General features: G+C 34.2%; 15 protein-coding genes and 2 pseudogenes. 8 read left to right on the forward strand and 9 right to left on the reverse strand.

Going from position 1 to position 17063, the window contains the following annotated elements; translation table 11 throughout:
* The first annotated feature begins 174 nt into the window (after nt 1–174).
* The 8 genes from LEP1GSC049_RS212750 to sph all read left to right on the forward strand — a co-directional run bounded on the left by LEP1GSC049_RS212750 (nt 175) and on the right by sph (nt 10541).
* On the forward strand, nt 175–1182 hold the full coding sequence (locus LEP1GSC049_RS212750; protein WP_016748455.1) for an LIC10647 family lipoprotein: 1008 nt from the start codon (nt 175–177) through the stop codon (nt 1180–1182).
* Entirely contained in the window at nt 1182–3125 is a 1944-nt protein-coding gene (gene mnmC1, locus LEP1GSC049_RS212745; protein WP_004753062.1) for an FAD-dependent 5-carboxymethylaminomethyl-2-thiouridine(34) oxidoreductase MnmC1, read from the forward strand. Before LEP1GSC049_RS212750 ends, mnmC1 begins: the two co-directional genes overlap by 1 nt.
* Nucleotides 3126–3991: 866 nt before the next feature.
* Nucleotides 3992–4972, forward strand: a complete 981-nt coding sequence (locus LEP1GSC049_RS212740) for a hypothetical protein (protein ID WP_016560916.1) — start codon at nt 3992–3994, stop codon at nt 4970–4972.
* Nucleotides 4973–5256: 284 nt separating this feature from the next.
* Entirely contained in the window at nt 5257–5949 is a 693-nt protein-coding gene (locus tag LEP1GSC049_RS212735) for a class I SAM-dependent methyltransferase (protein ID WP_004753144.1), read from the forward strand.
* Nucleotides 5950–6387: 438 nt separating this feature from the next.
* Nucleotides 6388–6576, forward strand: coding sequence for a hypothetical protein (locus LEP1GSC049_RS212730; RefSeq protein WP_000121146.1), 189 nt, complete (start codon nt 6388–6390; stop codon nt 6574–6576).
* Nucleotides 6577–6582: 6 nt separating this feature from the next.
* A complete protein-coding gene (locus LEP1GSC049_RS212725; RefSeq protein WP_004753370.1) occupies nt 6583–6969 on the forward strand; it encodes a phage holin family protein in 387 nt (128 codons plus the stop codon).
* 282 nt (nt 6970–7251) lie between these two features.
* The gene (locus LEP1GSC049_RS212720) at nt 7252–7701 is read left to right on the forward strand and encodes a hypothetical protein (protein WP_004753391.1); all 450 of its coding nucleotides are present in this window, start codon (nt 7252–7254) and stop codon (nt 7699–7701) included.
* A 1175-nt stretch (nt 7702–8876) separates the two neighbouring features.
* Nucleotides 8877–10541 (forward strand): sphingomyelin phosphodiesterase, encoded by a 1665-nt coding sequence (gene sph / locus LEP1GSC049_RS212715; RefSeq protein WP_016560957.1) that lies wholly within the window; start codon nt 8877–8879, stop codon nt 10539–10541.
* A gap of 354 nt (nt 10542–10895) precedes the next feature.
* Here the strand turns inward: sph and LEP1GSC049_RS212710 are convergent, their stop codons facing one another.
* The 9 genes and pseudogenes from LEP1GSC049_RS212710 to LEP1GSC049_RS212680 form a co-directional block, all read right to left on the reverse strand.
* Entirely contained in the window at nt 10896–12422 is a 1527-nt protein-coding gene (locus tag LEP1GSC049_RS212710) for an MFS transporter (protein ID WP_016560993.1), read from the reverse strand.
* Between the two features lie 11 nt (nt 12423–12433).
* Nucleotides 12434–12771: pseudogene (locus tag LEP1GSC049_RS2000000229130) on the reverse strand (dihydrofolate reductase family protein); the annotation flags it as partial.
* Nucleotides 12740–12941 (reverse strand): annotated as a pseudogene (locus LEP1GSC049_RS2000000228825) (hypothetical protein). The pseudogenes LEP1GSC049_RS2000000228825 and LEP1GSC049_RS2000000229130, both read right to left, overlap by 32 nt.
* Before the next feature lie 600 nt (nt 12942–13541).
* On the reverse strand, nt 13542–14006 hold the full coding sequence (locus LEP1GSC049_RS212705; protein ID WP_016748459.1) for an SRPBCC family protein: 465 nt from the start codon (nt 14004–14006) through the stop codon (nt 13542–13544).
* Nucleotides 14007–14269: 263 nt separating this feature from the next.
* Nucleotides 14270–14818: an SRPBCC family protein gene (locus LEP1GSC049_RS212700; protein WP_016560931.1), complete on the reverse strand. Its 549-nt coding sequence runs from the start codon at nt 14816–14818 to the stop codon at nt 14270–14272.
* A 21-nt stretch (nt 14819–14839) separates the two neighbouring features.
* Complete coding sequence (locus tag LEP1GSC049_RS212695; protein WP_004753104.1) at nt 14840–15316, reverse strand: SRPBCC family protein; 477 nt, start codon at nt 15314–15316, stop codon at nt 14840–14842.
* Between the two features lie 287 nt (nt 15317–15603).
* Nucleotides 15604–16092 (reverse strand): SRPBCC family protein, encoded by a 489-nt coding sequence (locus LEP1GSC049_RS212690; protein WP_016560937.1) that lies wholly within the window; start codon nt 16090–16092, stop codon nt 15604–15606.
* A gap of 91 nt (nt 16093–16183) precedes the next feature.
* Nucleotides 16184–16576 (reverse strand): DoxX family protein, encoded by a 393-nt coding sequence (locus LEP1GSC049_RS212685; RefSeq protein WP_004753063.1) that lies wholly within the window; start codon nt 16574–16576, stop codon nt 16184–16186.
* Nucleotides 16573–16944 (reverse strand): ArsR/SmtB family transcription factor, encoded by a 372-nt coding sequence (locus LEP1GSC049_RS212680; protein WP_004753367.1) that lies wholly within the window; start codon nt 16942–16944, stop codon nt 16573–16575. The genes LEP1GSC049_RS212685 and LEP1GSC049_RS212680 overlap by 4 nt, the downstream gene beginning before the upstream one ends.
* Nucleotides 16945–17063 lie beyond the last annotated feature (119 nt).

A 17063-nucleotide genomic window follows, 5' to 3' on the forward strand; every position in this document is an offset into this window, starting at 1 on the left:
AAACGAATTGGATTACCAGAATATTGTTTCGAACTCTTCGGTCAAGAACCCTCTCAATGATAATTAGAACTTAAAAACTTTAAAGAAATAAAAAACAAATTTAAAAACAATAAAAGCAGACAGGTTTTGGTAAGAATTCTAGAATGATGAATCGTAAAAGAATATCAGTAAAATATGAACCTTTTCGAAGATCAAAAACAGAAAACATTTGTATCGAAAAAGATCGTAGTTCTATCGATATGGATCAGTTGTATGACTTCCTGTAAAACTTTAGAATCCTTTTTTGAAAGTGTAATTCTTACTGGAGGAGTGGATAACACTCAGTTAAATTTTTTTACGAAATACAATTCTCTTGAAAATTTCGTCAGAACGAATGGAGGTTCTAAAATTTCGGACAAAAGCGACCGTATGGTCAATGATGATTCTGTGAAATCGGTAGCCTTTTATACGATCGGATCCATTCCTAGAAGATTACCCGGTTTCCCATTTAAGGGTTATTTTAAATTTTTAAATTACTTCGCTTATAGTTTTACGTTAACTTCCCCTAGAACTTTTCGAGGAAACCTTCTCAATTTTCCGGATGACGGAAGAGTTTATTCTAATCTAACGGAACAAACTTTGTATGGTGTATATCCCCTTACTGAACCTTTTGCAAGAAAAATGGAATACTTATATATAGACTATCAAGCTTATACAACTCTTTATTTAGGATTTTGGGAACTCCAAAATTGGAATTTAGGAGTTGGGGTTAATCTGGGTTACAGTATTTATGACTTCGACGTTTTGGAGAATGGTTTTAGGGTTTCCTCTACAAGAAATCAGAAAAGAGCAATTGCAGGATTTAAAATATTATATGAATATAATATAGGTCGTTTTTTACAAGATACCATTTTTTATAATTTATATCTATACTTAGAAGTATCAAGTATTGGGAATAACGACAGCAGGGATTTATTCAGTTTTGGTAACTTTTCTAAAACACCGATTACTCAAACAATACCTAGTACCAACGGAGAAAGTCATCACGATCTTTATCTAACCATGAATACTTTGCGAATTGGAGTCCGAAAGGAAATTCAATTATCCAGCTCCAATTCCGAAGATTTACTTCGCAAAGAAAGTGGTCCTGGAAAGGAATCTTCACCTCCAAAATCTACCGAACCCCCGCCTCCGAAAATTTAATGCTCACTTGGAAAAATAATCTTACTCCCGTATCTGAACGATTTGATGATATTTATTTTTCTCCGGAAAACGGATTGGAAGAAACCAAACACGTTTTTATCGAAGGGAATGATCTTTACAATAGATGGAAAAATTTGAATATTCAGAATTCGTTTTGTATTTTGGAATTGGGTTTTGGCACAGGGCTTAATTTTTTAACCGCCTGGAAAGAATACTTGGAATACAAAGATCGGTTTAGGTTACATTTTATATCCATCGAAAAGTTCCCACTCAATCGGGAAGAAATTTCCAAAGCGCTTTCCACGTTTTCGGAACTTGCGGAAATTAAAAAAGAATTTTTATCTTCATATCAAGATTTAATTCCTGGAATGAACTATTTTCAATTTTTAGGAGGTAGAATCCATCTCTCACTTTTTTTGGACGACGTTTCTAATGCGTTGTGCGAAATATCAGGAAAAGTGGATGCCATTTTTTTGGATGGTTTTGCCCCTTCTAAAAATCCTGAGATGTGGGATAAATCCGTTTTAGAAAACTTAAAATACGTTTCTAAAAAAGGAACCACGTTATCCACCTTTACGGTTGCAAGAACGGTTCGGGATTCGTTATCTTCTGCCGGGTTTAAGTTGGAAAAACGTCCTGGTTTTGGAAGAAAAAGAGAAATGTTGATCGGAAGTTATTCCGATTCTTTTTTAGAATCAAATCTGAAAGAAAAACCTTGGTGTAGACGCGTTTATCCGGAGTTACAAATCAAAACTGCTGCGATCGTAGGAGCGGGGATCGCGGGTTCTACACTTGCTTATTCCTTATCAAAACGGGGAATACAAGTGTTGCTGATCGATCCTTTGGGAATTGCAAAGGAAACTTCAGGAATTCCGATGGCAATTTCACATCCGCATCTTACTAAAATTCCCGGACCTATTAGTCTATTCACGTTACGCGCTTTTAGATACGCTCTTTCCTTTCTTACTTTGTTTGTGGATCAAAACTTTTTTGGAAAAACAGGATTGTTTCACGGTGTGACACAAGAGATGGGTTCGGAAAGACTTCAAAAGAGTATAGAAAATCATAAACTTTCCGAAGAGATTGTATTTTGGAAACCGATCGTTTCCGAATTTCAGAACGAAAATCTTTTAGAGAACAAACCGGGAGTTTTTTTCCGAAATGGATTTTGGACCCGTCCTGGATCTATAGCAAAAAAATGTGCCGAACAACCTGGAATCGAATTTATAAAGGGAACCGCAGATCATATAGAACAAAAAGGAACTTTTTGGAAAATAGTAATCCAAGAATCAGGACAGGAAGTAGTTGCAGATTCTATTATATTCTGTAATTCTCATTCGATTGGAACGTTGGTCGCTTCCTTATTCGAAGGAGAAGAACCGTTTCCAATTCGAAAAGTTAGAGGACAACTTATATCTTTAAAAGAAACGGAGAAATCGTCTCGTATCTCGAACATTTTATGCGCGGAACATTATTTGACTCCTTCCGTTTTAGGAGAACATATTTTAGGTTCGACCTTCGACGAATTTGATTTAAATCCTCTTCCCCGGAAAAAAGATACGGACCAGCTTTTAGAATTTGTTCAAAACAAATATCCAAGTTTAAATTTTGATTCGAGTTGTGTGTTTGCAGAAAAAGTAGGATTGCGGGCTCAAACTCCGGACCGTCTTCCAATTTTAGGTCCAATTTTTGATCCAAGAGAATTTAGAAAAATTTATAAAGAAATCGATTTGCCTAAAAATAGAAACAAAATATTTCCAAATCTAAAAACGATTCGAGGGTTATACGTGTTTGGAGGTTTAGGCTCAAGGGGAATTGTAAGTTCTTTTTTAGGGGCGGAAATACTCACTTCTTTAATTCTGGGAGAACCGATCCCTATTGAATCTTCCATTTTGGAATATTTACATCCGGCGAGATTTCTATATCGAAAGATTCGTAAGTAAACTTGATTTATGAAAAAAGAATATTAGTTTTTTCTTTAGAACTTATTTCAAAACCTTAAAGAATTTTATGAGATCATTTTTTAGAAATTTTTAATAAAATGTAGTAGTTCCTACAATTAGGTCACATTTGGCAATTTGCGAACTTTCAAGCAGTTCTAATCTCGTTCAATTTTCGTAGTAGTTCCCACATTATGAGGTTTTGGGACAAGATCTTAGAACTTATTTCAAGAATCTAAAATGTAGGAACTCTCACAAATCACGATTTTACAGACCAATTCCTAAAATGTAGGAACTCTCACAAATCGCAATTTCACAGATCAAATTCTAAAGTTGTAGGAATTCATACTTTTAGAAAATTTTTCTCAGACGAATTTATGTTTAAAATAACGTGAATTCGGTGTAAGGATTCGTTTTATAAAAATCTGATTTTTCCATAAAAATAAATTTGGAACTCCTAACTTGAATCATAAAAAATGAATGTTTAAAAATTTATTATGTAACTTAATCTGTGGGAGCTACTATAAATCTATATTTTACGGTAAAATTTTGAAATGTGGGAGTTACCACAAATCGCAATTTCACAGATCAAATTCTAAAGTTGTAGGGCTTTTACTTTTAGAAAAATTTTCTTAGTTATTCTCAGCCAAACTCATATTTAAAATAATCAGTTTGAAATTATTTTTGAACGTGTTCAAAAATAATGTAGACAAAATATTAATAAGATTTCAAATTCAAAAATCTTTAAAAAAGAAATCGATTTATACTTTTTAAAAAAAGTGTAATTTAGAAATAGATTACATCCGAGTTTTTCAAAAAAGATCGGTAGAAAACGTATTTTTCTAAAAATTTGGATTTAGGAGAACTTTATGGAGTCGGACCCAATTTCTAAAACAAAAAATATGACCAAAGCCGTCGTCACTTTTTGCATATTTGGGACAATGTCTTTGTTGTTTTTACTTACTGCTCCTTTCTGGGCTTTGAACGGAGAATATGGAACAGTTCTTTTTATCGCATTTCCATTTTCGATAGGACTTTTGATGGAGTTTCATTTGCTTTTTATTTTCGCAAAAACTCTTACAACAAAAAAGGAACTTATATATGTAGGGATTGTTACGATCTTATCTGCTGGTTTTTCCATTTTCGTGTTTCTAATTTTCGGAAAAGAAGGTTTGATCTGTATTTTAATGGCGTTTCCAATTGCTTTTCTTCTAATTTTTATCGGAGCTTTGATTGGTTCCTATATCTACATGAAAAATTTGTCCAAGTATTTAGTAATTTTAATAGTACTATGTTTCAACGTGTCCGCGTATATTTACGATCGGAATGATCGAAATTTAGAGAAACAAAAAGTTCAAACATCAATCGAAATCAACGCTTCTAAAAAAGAAGTTTGGAAGCATATTATTTCTCCGTTTGAATTTGGAGAGGCGGAAAATTTTTTCCTTCGTAACGGAATCTCTTATCCGGCTTCTATGAGAATCGTGGAACAAAATGGAAAACTTTTTCTATTTTGCAATTACACAAATGGGACAACATCGGCTAACGTGGATTCTTTTGAAAATCTGGAAAGGTTTTCATTCTCATTTCCTGAACCACAGGTCACCATGAAAGAAACTTCTTTGTACGGAGAAGTGGAACCGAAACATATTCGAGGTAAAGTTTGGGCAGTATTCGGAGAATTTCGTCTGATAGAAGTCTCTGAAAACAAAACTAAAGTAATTGCTAAGACGGAATACGTGAATAGCCTAGGTCCGAAATTTTATTGGAAATTATGGGAAGATTATTTAATAAACGAAATTCATCATCATGTATTGACTAAGATTAAAAATAAAATCGAACAAAAATGAGATTATTTTATTGATTCTATATATTAGAATACCATAAATTTTGAAAGTATTTTTCGTTTTAGGCGAAATTTTAGATAATTCTATTGGAGTTTTTGAAAAATTAATTCTCTATTTTCTTCTGTTTCATAAAAACGGTCGATTGAAGCAGTTTTGTTAATTTAAACTAAAAAATTTTTCAACAACTCTATTGTATATTTTTGAATGAATTCTAAAGCCGATTAAGATTGAGAGATAATTGAAATTTAAAAAAAATTGCATTAAAAAATTAAATGCATAAGTAAAATATGATATTATTAAGTAAAGTTATAAATCAAAAGAGATTTTTTGACCTTTTTTCAGAAAGTTACGGTTTTATAGAATTACTCTCTCTGGGCCTTGCGAATCGGATTCGAAAACGTTCTCTTGGCATTTTGAATCTTTTAGGGGATGATGTTATTTGTGATTTAATGTGTGGGAACGGGCAAAATATTGGAATTTTAAGAAAATATTTCCGTTGTAAAAAAATCATAGGTTTGGACGTTTCTAGTCGTATGATTGGACGTGCGCGAGATCGTTTTGGAAATGAGAATATTCTTTATATTACAGAAAACGTTTTGGCTTGTTCTGTTCCTTCTAATTATTGTGACGCGGTTTGTTGTACTTTCGGATTAAAAAGCCTTTTACCTGAACAAAGGAATCTTTTAATTTCGGAAGTGTATAGAATTTTAAAACCTTCCGGTACTTTCGTTTTTGTAGAATTATCCGAACCAGTGGGTTTCATTTATATTTTCTGGAAATTTTATTTCGTATATTTACTTCCTCTGATCGGAAGATTATTTTCTTATCCGTTTGTGAAAAATAAATATCTGGCAAATTCAATTTCTACTTTTGGTAATATTCTTTCGGATGAACCTTACTTTCGTTCTTTTTTTTCCAAAGTGAATTTGTTTAGCTGGTATGGTGGAATTGTGACCGGTGTTTTCGGACAAAAATTTTGACGGTATTTCTCACGGATTCTAAAATATTTTTTGGTACTTTCTTGGTTAACTGTACATACAAAATATTCTAATTTCTTAAAGTTATAAGAATTACAAATTTGAAATTAAATTCACATTATGAGTTCCTATAAAATTGAACACCAAATGTTTATTGCAAACGTGCCGTTTAACGTGGATTGCCTGGATTTTATTACGTAGAGTTCATATTATTGAAGTATAAACTATTGGATTGAACACTTTATTATATGATTCAGGATAGTTATAGATATTACGTAAAAAACGAATTGAACGTATTGCTTGAATTTCTGTAGGCTACAAATGTGGACGCAATTAAACTTATGAACCCAAATAAACGGGTAAATTTTTTGCGAGAATTTTCTAATTTTCCTTTAAAGACTTCTAGAACTTTTCTATAATATCCTAGAAGGAGTAAATACGATGTCATACATGGCAGTGGGATCAAGACAGATTCTTTTTTCGGATTCGATTGCACCTGCGACAACCGGCTCTTCTCCGAGGGAGATTGTGGCTACACAGGACAATCAAACAAAAAGCCCGGACGTTTCGGTGGTTTCTCCAGGGTCTCCACCTTCTTCAATCGGCAACAATATAGATTTATATATTTAAACTTTTATGATTCATTTTTTATTTTCTCTGATTTTAATGTCACTCGTAGTGGAGTTTGTATTTCCGCTCATTCATCCCGATTTTCACGTAGTTGGCGGCTGGCTCAATTCTCTAATCGTAGTAGTTGCCTTTGTAATTCTCAATGCAATTCTAAGGTTCATACTAATCGTTATGACTCTTGGAATCGGAATCGTATTCTATTATCTAAGTTTAGGTCTGATCGGATTGATCATCAACGCTTGGGTGATCTTAATCATAGGGGATTGGTTTCCGGAAACCTTATCCGTGCCTGGGTTTTGGTCAGCGTTTTTAGGGGGAATACTTTTGGTGTTAGCCAATTACGTGGGAAAAACGGAGTCCAAAGAAAGAAAAAAAGAAAAGCTGGATTCGTAACACAATCCACTTTCAAACCGTTTGTTATAATTGTTTTTATTTCTTTGCGTATTTGAAGTATATCTTATATTCTAATTTTTTGTACAAATTTATAATAAAGTTTTTGAAAAATGGGATCAACAAAACTGCTTCCATTGTCCATTTCAATACAGCGGAAACAGATCAAGAATTAATTTTTCAACAATTCTAATATTGTTCGAATAGTAACAATAAAACTGGAAGACAAAAATCTTGACGTTAATGATGAAAATGATTTACCTATGTAATCATAAAGAAGGATATATGAATCAAAATAGAAAAACAAAAAATGAATGGTTTTTCATTTTTATATTGTTAGGTGTTTTTTTTATAAGTCCTAAAATTATAAAATCCCAAAGTGGCGTTTCTATTTCTGCTTTCTGGAAGGAATTTAAAGATGCGGTTCTCAAAAATGATCCAGAGAAGTTGGCGAGTTTGTCTCGGTTCCCGATTAAAATGCCGTATGGATATGCTCAAATTAAGAATAAGAAAGAGTTTTTAAAACGTTATGATGAAATTTTTTCTCGGCAAGCCGATGCAAAAGAATGTTTTCAAAAAGAAAAACAGCCGGTTGCAGATCCGGAAAGAACGAAAGAATATATTGTTAGTTGTAAAATGAGAAACGGGGCACCAGATGAGGAACCTGTCGTTTACGGATTTACATATACTAAGACCGGTTGGAAATTAATTTACCTTGATAATATCAACGAGTGAACGTTAAGTAAAATTTAGTACTTAAAAACTTTTGTATGAAATTGTTATTTTACAAATATTACAAGGGTTAAAAATTCTTTCATAGACGTTTTCTAAATTTAAACTTGTTCATTTTATTATGTTCTAAAAATATAAAGTATTTTTTTTGATTATTGTCCTGCCTTCAAACTGCGATTAAAGGTAGAGTTCTGTTGTTAATTCAATCGAGCTTTTCGGTGAATACCATCACTTTGGTTCTTTGAGTCGCGAATGAGTTGAATTTTGCTCTTAAAATTCAATGAAACTATTTTTATAGTTTGTTTTCGATAAGGTTGCTTCGGTTTCTGAAGTGAAAAAATTTCATTGAAAACAAAAATATTCTATAAAAAAGTATGGGTTTTCGCATTTTAGAAAATCAGAATATTTTGTTTATCAAATTTCTATAGTAACTAACGTGTGTTCGGTCATCATTCACTTTTCTGAAAAAAGTTAGAATCTGAACTTTACAGATCGATTCCTAAAATGTGGGAACTACCATGATTTTATAACTGATCCCTATAAAATTACTCAAAAACTATTATATAAAGAGGTACTTTAGAAAATTCTAATAAAATACTGAAATTCCAATTGATTACGTCTTATTTGGTCGTTTGAGAACTTTTACTGATCTCTATAAAATTGAGTACCGTTATTCTATCACAAAACGCTGATTCTATGTAAAATAACGTGAGCAGGGCGTAACAAATGCGAAAGCGATTATTATGCTGCGATTCGTAGAGAGGCGTTGCACCTGAGCTTATTATTCGCCCAATTTTCTTACGTCGAACTCACGTTAAAATATTAGGTACTTTATTAGTTATAAGTAGTAATTCCCTATTTATCAAATCCTTGTAGTTTTTAGGTTCCGAGACAAGTTATAAAATAAAATCCCAGTGTTTTGTGTTGAAATATCACTTTGTAATGAAAATTTACGATAATCACTTTTTATAAGAATTGGTTTTTATATTAATAAAATATTAATAATTTTGAATATAAAAGAATATTTATTTAATTGGAATTAAAAATAAATTATGCACCAAGTACTGCTTGAGTAATAGATTTGCTTTTCGCTTTTGAAATTTTTTCGTAAAAAAGTCTATCTTTTTTGATATTGCGTCTCAAAATCTAGGAAATCAATTATTAACGAGGTTTAAAAAATGCGGAATATTTTTCGAAAAAAAAGTGATGGAATGCAAAATACATACAAAAAATCTAAATCTTTAATAGGTTTTTATTGTCTCTTTTTGTTCTTTTTGAATTGTCTACCGGATAGACAAAATGTACATGCAAATTTACTAATGTATTTTTTGCTTATTTCAAAAGAATCGAATATTCAATTTACGAATATAAGTGCGGAAAGAGCGAGAACTGAAGTTCAAGCATCTTCGGAAGAGGAGATAAAAATTCTAAGTTACAATCTTTTTATGTATCATAAAGGACTTTTTAATTCCGGAAACTGGGGTCAAGAGAAAAGGGCGCAATTATTTGCATATTCAAAATATGTTAAAGATCAGGATGTGCTCGTATTGGAAGGAGTTTTTGATACAAAATCGAAAAATATACTTATGAATGGACTTCGCTCTCAATATCCAAATCAAATCGATGTCATCGGAAGGGCTACACACGGTTGGGATCAAACTCTAGGTGATTTTAGAGCTTTTCCGCTCGATAACGATTATAATGGAGGAGTGATTGTCTTAAGCAAATGGCCTATCGAAGAAAAGATACAATACGTTTTTGAAAATCACGGATGTGGAAACGACTACTATTATAACAAAGGATTTGTTTACGTAAAAATTAACAAACACGGTCGCAAATATCATATCATTGGAACTGATGTTCAAAATACTTCTTGTTCTGATTTGGGTCAAAATGCAAGAAAACATCAATTCGTTGAGATTAAAAATTTTATCAATTTAAAACAAGTGCCAAAAAATGAAACTATATTTTTGGCGGGGAGTTTTAACGTAAATAGAGGTAGTACAGAATATCAAGATATTCTAATGATATTAGGTGTAGATGAACCTCATTACGCAGGAATTTCTTTTACTTGGGATCCTAAAAAAAACGCAATTGCCTCTTACACCAGTGGTGCACCACAGGTATCCAGCTATTTGGAATATATATTTGTTGTAGGAACTCATTTCAAACCTCAAGTTTGGCAAAATTTGGCGTATGATCCCATCACCCCGACTACTTGGAACGTTGTAGGATATACGGGTTATGAGTTTTCTGATCGTTATCCTGTTTACGGTTTTACTTATGCAGATTCTAATACTCCAACTCAATCTGCACATAGAAGAAAATACGACCAAGTATCTTTTGAATCGGTAGCAACTGGAAAAAAAATTCAAGCCGATCCTGAACAAGCAAATGGATGGTTACAAGTAAACGCATCGGATGAAACTGAATTTACAAAGTTTAATTTGTTGCAGGAAGACGATCCTAAATCCAATACCGATTGTCTTAAAAGCGGATATACTCGGATTGAACCTTCTTATTATCTAAATTATTATTGGAATTGGTGGCTCGGAGGAGGTGGGGGCAACTATGCTTACTATCCTAAATTTAACGATGCTTCCAATAATTTACAGATTCATGTTATAGATGAAGAAGAGTGTATAAAAGACGGAAGTAGGATTGTATTCAAAGATTATGATGGAAATACGTTGGATTACTATTATCTTACAATTTGGGATGGTGGCAATTGGAATGGATATTTATATCTTTGGAATAAAACTTACAACTTAAGGGAAACTTTCAAAGTAAGATTGAATACAAAACCTGAAAGAGATTGGAAAGACGATCTAATTTATCGTTAATTTTCTACTCTTGTTGTTTTTTTAAAAGCGAACTTTTTATAAAATCTAAAGATAATGATCTTAAAGTCGAATCTCTGCAAAAAACCGCTGTTTGATGACTGTGATCAGAATTAAAAATTAATTTTATAAAGTTTTTCCGAACATCATCTCAAAAATATTATATTAATGTTTGCACTAAGACACTAAACTATTTTTGAGATGACTTACAACTTATTGATTTCCGTAAAATTGAATACCGTGAATTTCTATCGCAAAGTCTTATTTCGACGCAAAAGACTAGGTAGTCTATTATATAGCTATCAGTAGTTATATTAATATATTCTAATTAATTTAATAGATTTCTTTCAACTACGTTTATAATCCTTCTTCTTTTTCTAAACTTTTACGCATCATAAAAATGGTAACTGCCAATACGAAGGAAATCACCGCACAAATGATCGAAACCAATTGAAACGAATCGGTAAATGCATGTTTGGCGGAATACAATAGAGAGAGTGCAATATCTTCTGGTAATTCTTTAGCGACTGCGACCGCAGCGCCTAATGTACCTTTGGCGGATTCCATCGACTCCGGGGAAATTCCATTAAAAGTCAAGCCGTTCATACGATTTTTATAAACCGCAGTCCCGATACTTCCTAAAACGGCGATTCCTAAAACTCCGCCGAATTCGACGCTGGTTTCCGAAATAGAGGCTGCGGCTCCTGCTCTTTCTGGAGGCGCGGAGCCTACGATTAGATCCGTACCTAAAATGACCACAGAACAAATTCCCAAAGATATGATAACGGAACCGATTACCACATAAGTAAGACCCGAATCAGCTTCGATTAACGCGTAGAAGGCGAGTCCGATGATATTGAGAACGAGACCTCCAGATACTACAATGATTGGGCGAATTTTTCTAACTAACATAGGAACCGCAAGAGAACCAATTACGTTTCCGGCGGCCGAAGGGAGAGTCCAAAATCCTGCAACTAACGGCGATAAGCCGAGAACCAATTGTAGGTATTGGGCTAGAAACAAAAAACTACCCAACCCGACAAAAATGGTCAATGAGTTGGCGATCAGAGCGGCGCTGAAGGCGGGAACTTTAAACAACCTAAGATCGATTAAAGGATCTTTGAGGTTTTGTTGTCTTCGGATAAAAAATGTTCCGATCAGAAGACCGCTAAAGATAAGAAGGAATGAAAGAATTTCCCAGCCGTTTTCAGCGATTCGTTTAAATCCGTATATGATACTCAAAACTGAACTCAAAGAGAGTATCACGCTAGGAATGTCTAAACTTCCTGCGTTTGGATCTTTGAATTCGGGAAGAAGTTTAGGGCCTACGATTAAAAGAAGAATCATAACTGGAACACTCAGTAGAAAAACGGAGCCCCACCAAAAATGTTCTAAAAGTAATCCCCCGATTAAAGGACCAATTGCTCCACCGATAGAAAAACTAGTTCCCCAGATTCCGATTGCGACCGTTCTTTGATTTGTGTCTAAAAACATATTACGAATTAGTGATAGAGTAGATGGAGCCAAGGTTGCTGCTGTAATACCTAATAAGGCTCTGGTTGCGATTAACATTTCCGCACTTTTGGAGAACGCCGCCAGAACGGAAGCGATCCCAAACGATGCCGCGCCTATCATGAGAAGTTTTCTTCTTCCGATACGATCGCCTAACGTGCCCATGGTGACTAAAAAACCGGCTACTAAAAAGCCGTAGATGTCTACGATCCATAAAAGTTGGGAACCGGTAGGTTTTAGATCTTCGGTAAGGTGAGGTACGGCTAAGTAAAGTACGGTTAGATCCATAGCGTAAAGCAGACAAGGAAGTGCAATTACAGCAAGACCGATCCATTCTTTTTTACTGGCCAGATTTGTGTTTGTGGGGTTCATTTTGATTCTTCTTATAGAGGTTGATAATAGAGTAGTACGTTGCCAGATCGGAATATTTTTGTTTGAATCAAATTCATTCGATTTTGAATTTCTTAGAACAGAGTTTTAAACACGATAGAATTTATCAAAATTCTAACTTCATCTGTAAGTTTTTGTTCAATGGGTATAGAGGCTAAACTGAAACTTCCGAAAATCGCCATAATCTTTACCTTTTTGTTTTTAAACTTAATTACTTATTTTATAAAATTATTATAAACTAATATATAATTTTCAATTTTACCTTTTCTAAAGTTTTTGAAAAAACAATTTTGGTAATTTTATTCATCTTTGTTGCTATAATCGAATTGTTTTTGAAACGGTTTTTACTATAGAGACTCTTAAAAATAATACTATAAGTTTATTCAAAAAACTAGAATGTAGGATTTCCTTTAAAGAAGTTATTAATTCTGTTTGGAATAGTCGTAATCTGTAAGAAGTTTTACATTTTAGTAAAATCTTACTGTTTATTTTTGATAGCATTTTCGTGTATCCTTGTATTAAACCAGAATTCGTTTCAAAAACGATTTTGGAATTTGTTTCTAAAATCTTAAGATCAATTACTTTTCAAACCTAAATCAAACGTGGTAGTTCCCACAGATTACGTCTCTTGACCATTTTATAGGCTTTTTGCAATTGGAGAGTTCCCACATTTAAAGTTTTACTTAAAACTAATATATAAGGTATCAATCGTTTACACTTCAATAAAGTAAATTTGTCGAAAGAAAATCAGTACAAATTCGGCGATTACCGAATCGCGCTTTCAGGTACGATCAACAAATCGAAGGAACAAAATCTTTTCCTAAATTCAATTTGTTATAGAACTCGATCTGTCGAACGATCCATAGAGAGTGGACGGTTTTAGTTACTTCGATTGCCCTAAAACACGATCCGCGATACATTGAGTTCAGGAAAGTATTTTGCTGAGTTCCCGCCATCAATTGCTTTCGCATTGGATTATACCAAAAAACGCGTTAACCGATATTTTGTCGCAACATTTGCAGATGCTCAATTTTGTGGGGAACAATCGTATAACCTTTCAGTCCACTCATCGTTTTAGATTAATTAGAAGTTTTTGAAATACTAATTAATCATTCTCTTAAGTTCTGCTTCTAATCTGTCAAAGTTTTGTTCGTTCCCTTCAATTACGTATTTTTTAGCCTTTTCAAATTCTTGAAGAGATTCAAACAGCATACGAAATGTCACCTTTGTATTATTAGGTGATTCTTCTTCAAAAGTTGTAGTAACTCTAAAAACGTGTCCAGAAATGTGATCGAATACGAGCTTTTCCGGTTTTATAATTTCTACAAAAACGCTGTGATTTGGATAATTCGTGCCGTCTGGACCATACATTGTAAAACGCCAGTGGCCTCCTGGTTTTAAGTCGAATTCGTGAAACGTATTTGTAAAACCATTTGGTCCCCACCACAACCGTAGATGTTGTGGATCGGTCCAGGCTTTGAAAACAATTTCTCGAGAGGCGTTGACAACACGAATACTGACAATTTCACGATCCGAAGCGACTATCGTTTGGTTGGACATATTCATTCTCCTAATTTTAATTCTCCTAAGTTGTAAATGTTAGATTTTTCTAAGATCGTGTTGATAGAAATTTGAAACTTTAGATAAACATTTTTTAGTGAATCCAAAGTTTCGGTAAATCCCTCTGAAACTTTCTCTAAAAGTTTTAATTTCTGCAAAGGTTGTTTTGATCCATTCACCTACAACTTTAAGAATTGCATTACATTTTCTTTAGTGAAAGTAGAAACATTAAAAATTCTTGATATACAAAATTTTAAAATCGGTCGTACTTATTTTTCTTCTACGATCGTTTTGATATTATTTAAACCGGTTTCAAAATCTTTTCCGATCATCTGATCCATATCCCAAAATAGTCCCATCAATTTGGAAATAAAGGCGTTCGGTCCATACATCGCCCAGGTGACGTTAGTTTTACCGTCTTTGGCTACAAACGTAAATTCGGCGGTATTATGCGCTTCAAAAGGAGAAATAAAGTCTAATTTCATTTTGATGTTGGAAGGTGAATTTGATTCTATAATTTCCATACGTCCTTTTCTTACTTCGCTATTTCCTTCCCATTCGTAAACGGAACCTAAACCGATAGACGCGCCGCTGTAAGACCGTTTCATTTCTGGATCTAGTTTTTCCCAAGGAGACCAAGAAGGCCAATTATGATAATCATTAACGAAAGTAAAAATTTTTTCGGGTTGTGCCTTTATGTTTAGTGTTCTTTCGAAACGGAAATCTGCCGGTTTCGTGGAAGCAACTGCGACAAGTACTATAACTAAAGCTGCAAATACAGCTAACACTGATAAAACGATCATTTTTGACTTTGACATAAAATTCTCCTAATATAGTTTTTAACCTTTCTGTTTTGCCAGGTATTCCACCAAACGATCCATAGTTTGATTGAGACCTTCGATAGCGCCGTATTTCTCAACAGTTTCGTTCCGTTGTTGGGCCGTGTTGAAAAGCATAGTCATATCCAAGATGGTTTTTCCGCCTTGTTCCGAAAAAAGAACAGTAACGTGAAAATCTCCGGGATGATCTTTCATATCGGAGCCGTGTTTATAGACTAGTTTTTCTGGACGAACTACTTCTAAAAAAACAATCAGATTTGGATAATCCGTACCGTCTGGACCGTGCATTATGAACTTCCAAATACCGCCAGGTCTGACGTCCATGGTTTCGAACGTATTTGTAAAACCTTTCGGTCCCCACCAATGAATGACGTGTTCCGGGTCCGTCCACATTTTAAAAACGAGGTCTCTAGGTGCGTCAAAGGTTCGGGTTGCGCGAATTTCTCTATCCGAAGTTGAAGTGTTAGTTGCGTTCATCATGGCTCCTTTTAGTAAATACTAAATTTATTTCAGATTTAAAAACGAAAGAATGATTTGAATCAATAATTTCATTTTTAGAATATTCAATTTTTTGTATTTAAAGTTTATCCTAAGATTTATCTGACTTTATATAGTAGAATTTGGTTCTTCACTTTTTAAAGTTTACTGAATACTGATATGACAGGATGCGGTTAATTTATATTTAAGAAGCCGGTTCTCACCAAAATCAAAAATACCCAACAATCCGGAATCGGTAAGACAAACTTTGGTTGTATTCGAATCGATCATTTAAGAGTCGATTCTAGTTTGTCTAGAGATTCGTTCCAGCTCGCATTGGTCATCTCTCTTATTTCTCCGGCTGGAATACCCGTATGATGTAGGGTCAGTTTTGTTTTTCCTTGATGATCTTCAAAGATAAGGGTGACTAAAATAGACTCGGACCAATCTCCTTGGATTCCATAAGCGGAAGCGGGAACGACATTGCCATTTTTGTCCGCAAAATTATCCGTTTGGACGATTTTTTCGGGTCTGACGATTTCTTTATAAACTCCGGTGGACCAAAAATCTTGTCCTTCGGAAGAACGCATACAGAAAAGATATTTACCTCCCACTTTAAAATCGATCTTACATACCGGAGATGTAAAACCTTTGGGCCCCCACCATCGAGTCAATTGCTCCGGGATCGTCCAGGCATCAAAAACGGTTTCTCTGGGCGCGTTGAAAATCCGAGTAATCACCAATTCGTCTTTAGTTTGGTTTGTTGTATCTTTCATATCGTTCTCCTTGCACTTTTTTGCATTTATTATTTAACATAGAGTTTAATGATAAATTAATAAAATGGAATATTCTTAAAGTATAATTTTATTATAAATGCCAGATTCCTTCCAGTCTTCTGGATGCAGGGCGTAAGGCCCAAGACAAGGCTACTAGAACTAAAGCGACCATGGGAAGTATGACATGTATGGTTTCCATTCCGGCTGCCGCATTGGAAATCGAAGCCGAGGTAAGATTAAAAAACATTCCTGCATAAGCCCATTCTTTCAGAAGAGGAAAACGTGGAATCGTGATGGCGATTGCACCCAGCAATTTCCAAACTCCAAGAATGGTTATAAAATACATTGGATAACCGAGTTGAGTCATTCCGGTAACTACTTCCGGTCCGCGATTGAAATAGGCGTAACTAGCAAACGCGTAGTTAGCCGCGATCAGAGTGGTTACAATCCAATAGATGATGGTTTTAATTTTTTCCTGATTCATAATTTGTTTTCCTTTTTTTGTTGTGATTCTTTTTGCTGTAGTTCTCGTAAGTATTCGTCCAGACGATCGAGTCTTGCTTCCCACATCTGACGATATTCGTCAATCCAGTCTGCTGCTTCTTTCAAAGGTCCCGCTTCTAAACGGGAGGGTCTCCATTGAGCTTCACGGCTTCTGGAAATAAGCCCTGCTTTTTCCAACACTTTGAGGTGTTTTGTGATCGCAGGCAAACTGATCGCAAAAGGTTCCGCAAGTTGTTTTACGGTGACCTCTCCATAACGAAGAGTTGCCAGAATTTTACGACGGGTTGGGTCCGCTAAGGCTGCAAAAGTGAGGCTCAATTGATCTGTTTCTACTTCTTGTTGAACCATATGGTTAATTAACCTATTGGTTAAATTAAATCATTCTCAAATTCTTGTCAATCTCTTTCATTCCGAAGAATTCTTAAAATGTGTCAAAAAGGAGAGAGTTCAAAGACTATATCTGAAAA

The sequence above is a fragment of the Leptospira kirschneri serovar Cynopteri str. 3522 CT genome, from assembly GCF_000243695.2.
In the GTDB taxonomy this organism is placed as follows: Bacteria; Spirochaetota; Leptospiria; order Leptospirales; family Leptospiraceae; genus Leptospira; species Leptospira kirschneri.

What these genes read in the sequence shown, in the direction of transcription:
- LEP1GSC049_RS212720 (WP_004753391.1), top strand. Translation starts at nt 7,252, where the DNA reads ATGAATCAAAATAGAAAAACAAAAAATGAATGGTTTTTCATTTTTATA.
- LEP1GSC049_RS212695 (WP_004753104.1), bottom strand. Translation starts at nt 15,316, where the DNA reads ATGAACGCAACTAACACTTCAACTTCGGATAGAGAAATTCGCGCAACC.
- LEP1GSC049_RS212685 (WP_004753063.1), bottom strand. Translation starts at nt 16,576, where the DNA reads ATGAATCAGGAAAAAATTAAAACCATCATCTATTGGATTGTAACCACT.
- mnmC1 (WP_004753062.1), top strand. Translation starts at nt 1,182, where the DNA reads ATGCTCACTTGGAAAAATAATCTTACTCCCGTATCTGAACGATTTGAT.
- LEP1GSC049_RS212680 (WP_004753367.1), bottom strand. Translation starts at nt 16,944, where the DNA reads ATGGTTCAACAAGAAGTAGAAACAGATCAATTGAGCCTCACTTTTGCA.
- LEP1GSC049_RS212735 (WP_004753144.1), top strand. Translation starts at nt 5,257, where the DNA reads ATGATATTATTAAGTAAAGTTATAAATCAAAAGAGATTTTTTGACCTT.
- sph (WP_016560957.1), top strand. Translation starts at nt 8,877, where the DNA reads ATGCGGAATATTTTTCGAAAAAAAAGTGATGGAATGCAAAATACATAC.
- LEP1GSC049_RS212725 (WP_004753370.1), top strand. Translation starts at nt 6,583, where the DNA reads ATGATTCATTTTTTATTTTCTCTGATTTTAATGTCACTCGTAGTGGAG.
- LEP1GSC049_RS212750 (WP_016748455.1), top strand. Translation starts at nt 175, where the DNA reads ATGAACCTTTTCGAAGATCAAAAACAGAAAACATTTGTATCGAAAAAG.
- LEP1GSC049_RS212740 (WP_016560916.1), top strand. Translation starts at nt 3,992, where the DNA reads ATGGAGTCGGACCCAATTTCTAAAACAAAAAATATGACCAAAGCCGTC.
- LEP1GSC049_RS212700 (WP_016560931.1), bottom strand. Translation starts at nt 14,818, where the DNA reads ATGTCAAAGTCAAAAATGATCGTTTTATCAGTGTTAGCTGTATTTGCA.
- LEP1GSC049_RS212690 (WP_016560937.1), bottom strand. Translation starts at nt 16,092, where the DNA reads ATGAAAGATACAACAAACCAAACTAAAGACGAATTGGTGATTACTCGG.
- LEP1GSC049_RS212710 (WP_016560993.1), bottom strand. Translation starts at nt 12,422, where the DNA reads ATGAACCCCACAAACACAAATCTGGCCAGTAAAAAAGAATGGATCGGT.
- LEP1GSC049_RS212705 (WP_016748459.1), bottom strand. Translation starts at nt 14,006, where the DNA reads ATGAATATGTCCAACCAAACGATAGTCGCTTCGGATCGTGAAATTGTC.
- LEP1GSC049_RS212730 (WP_000121146.1), top strand. Translation starts at nt 6,388, where the DNA reads ATGTCATACATGGCAGTGGGATCAAGACAGATTCTTTTTTCGGATTCG.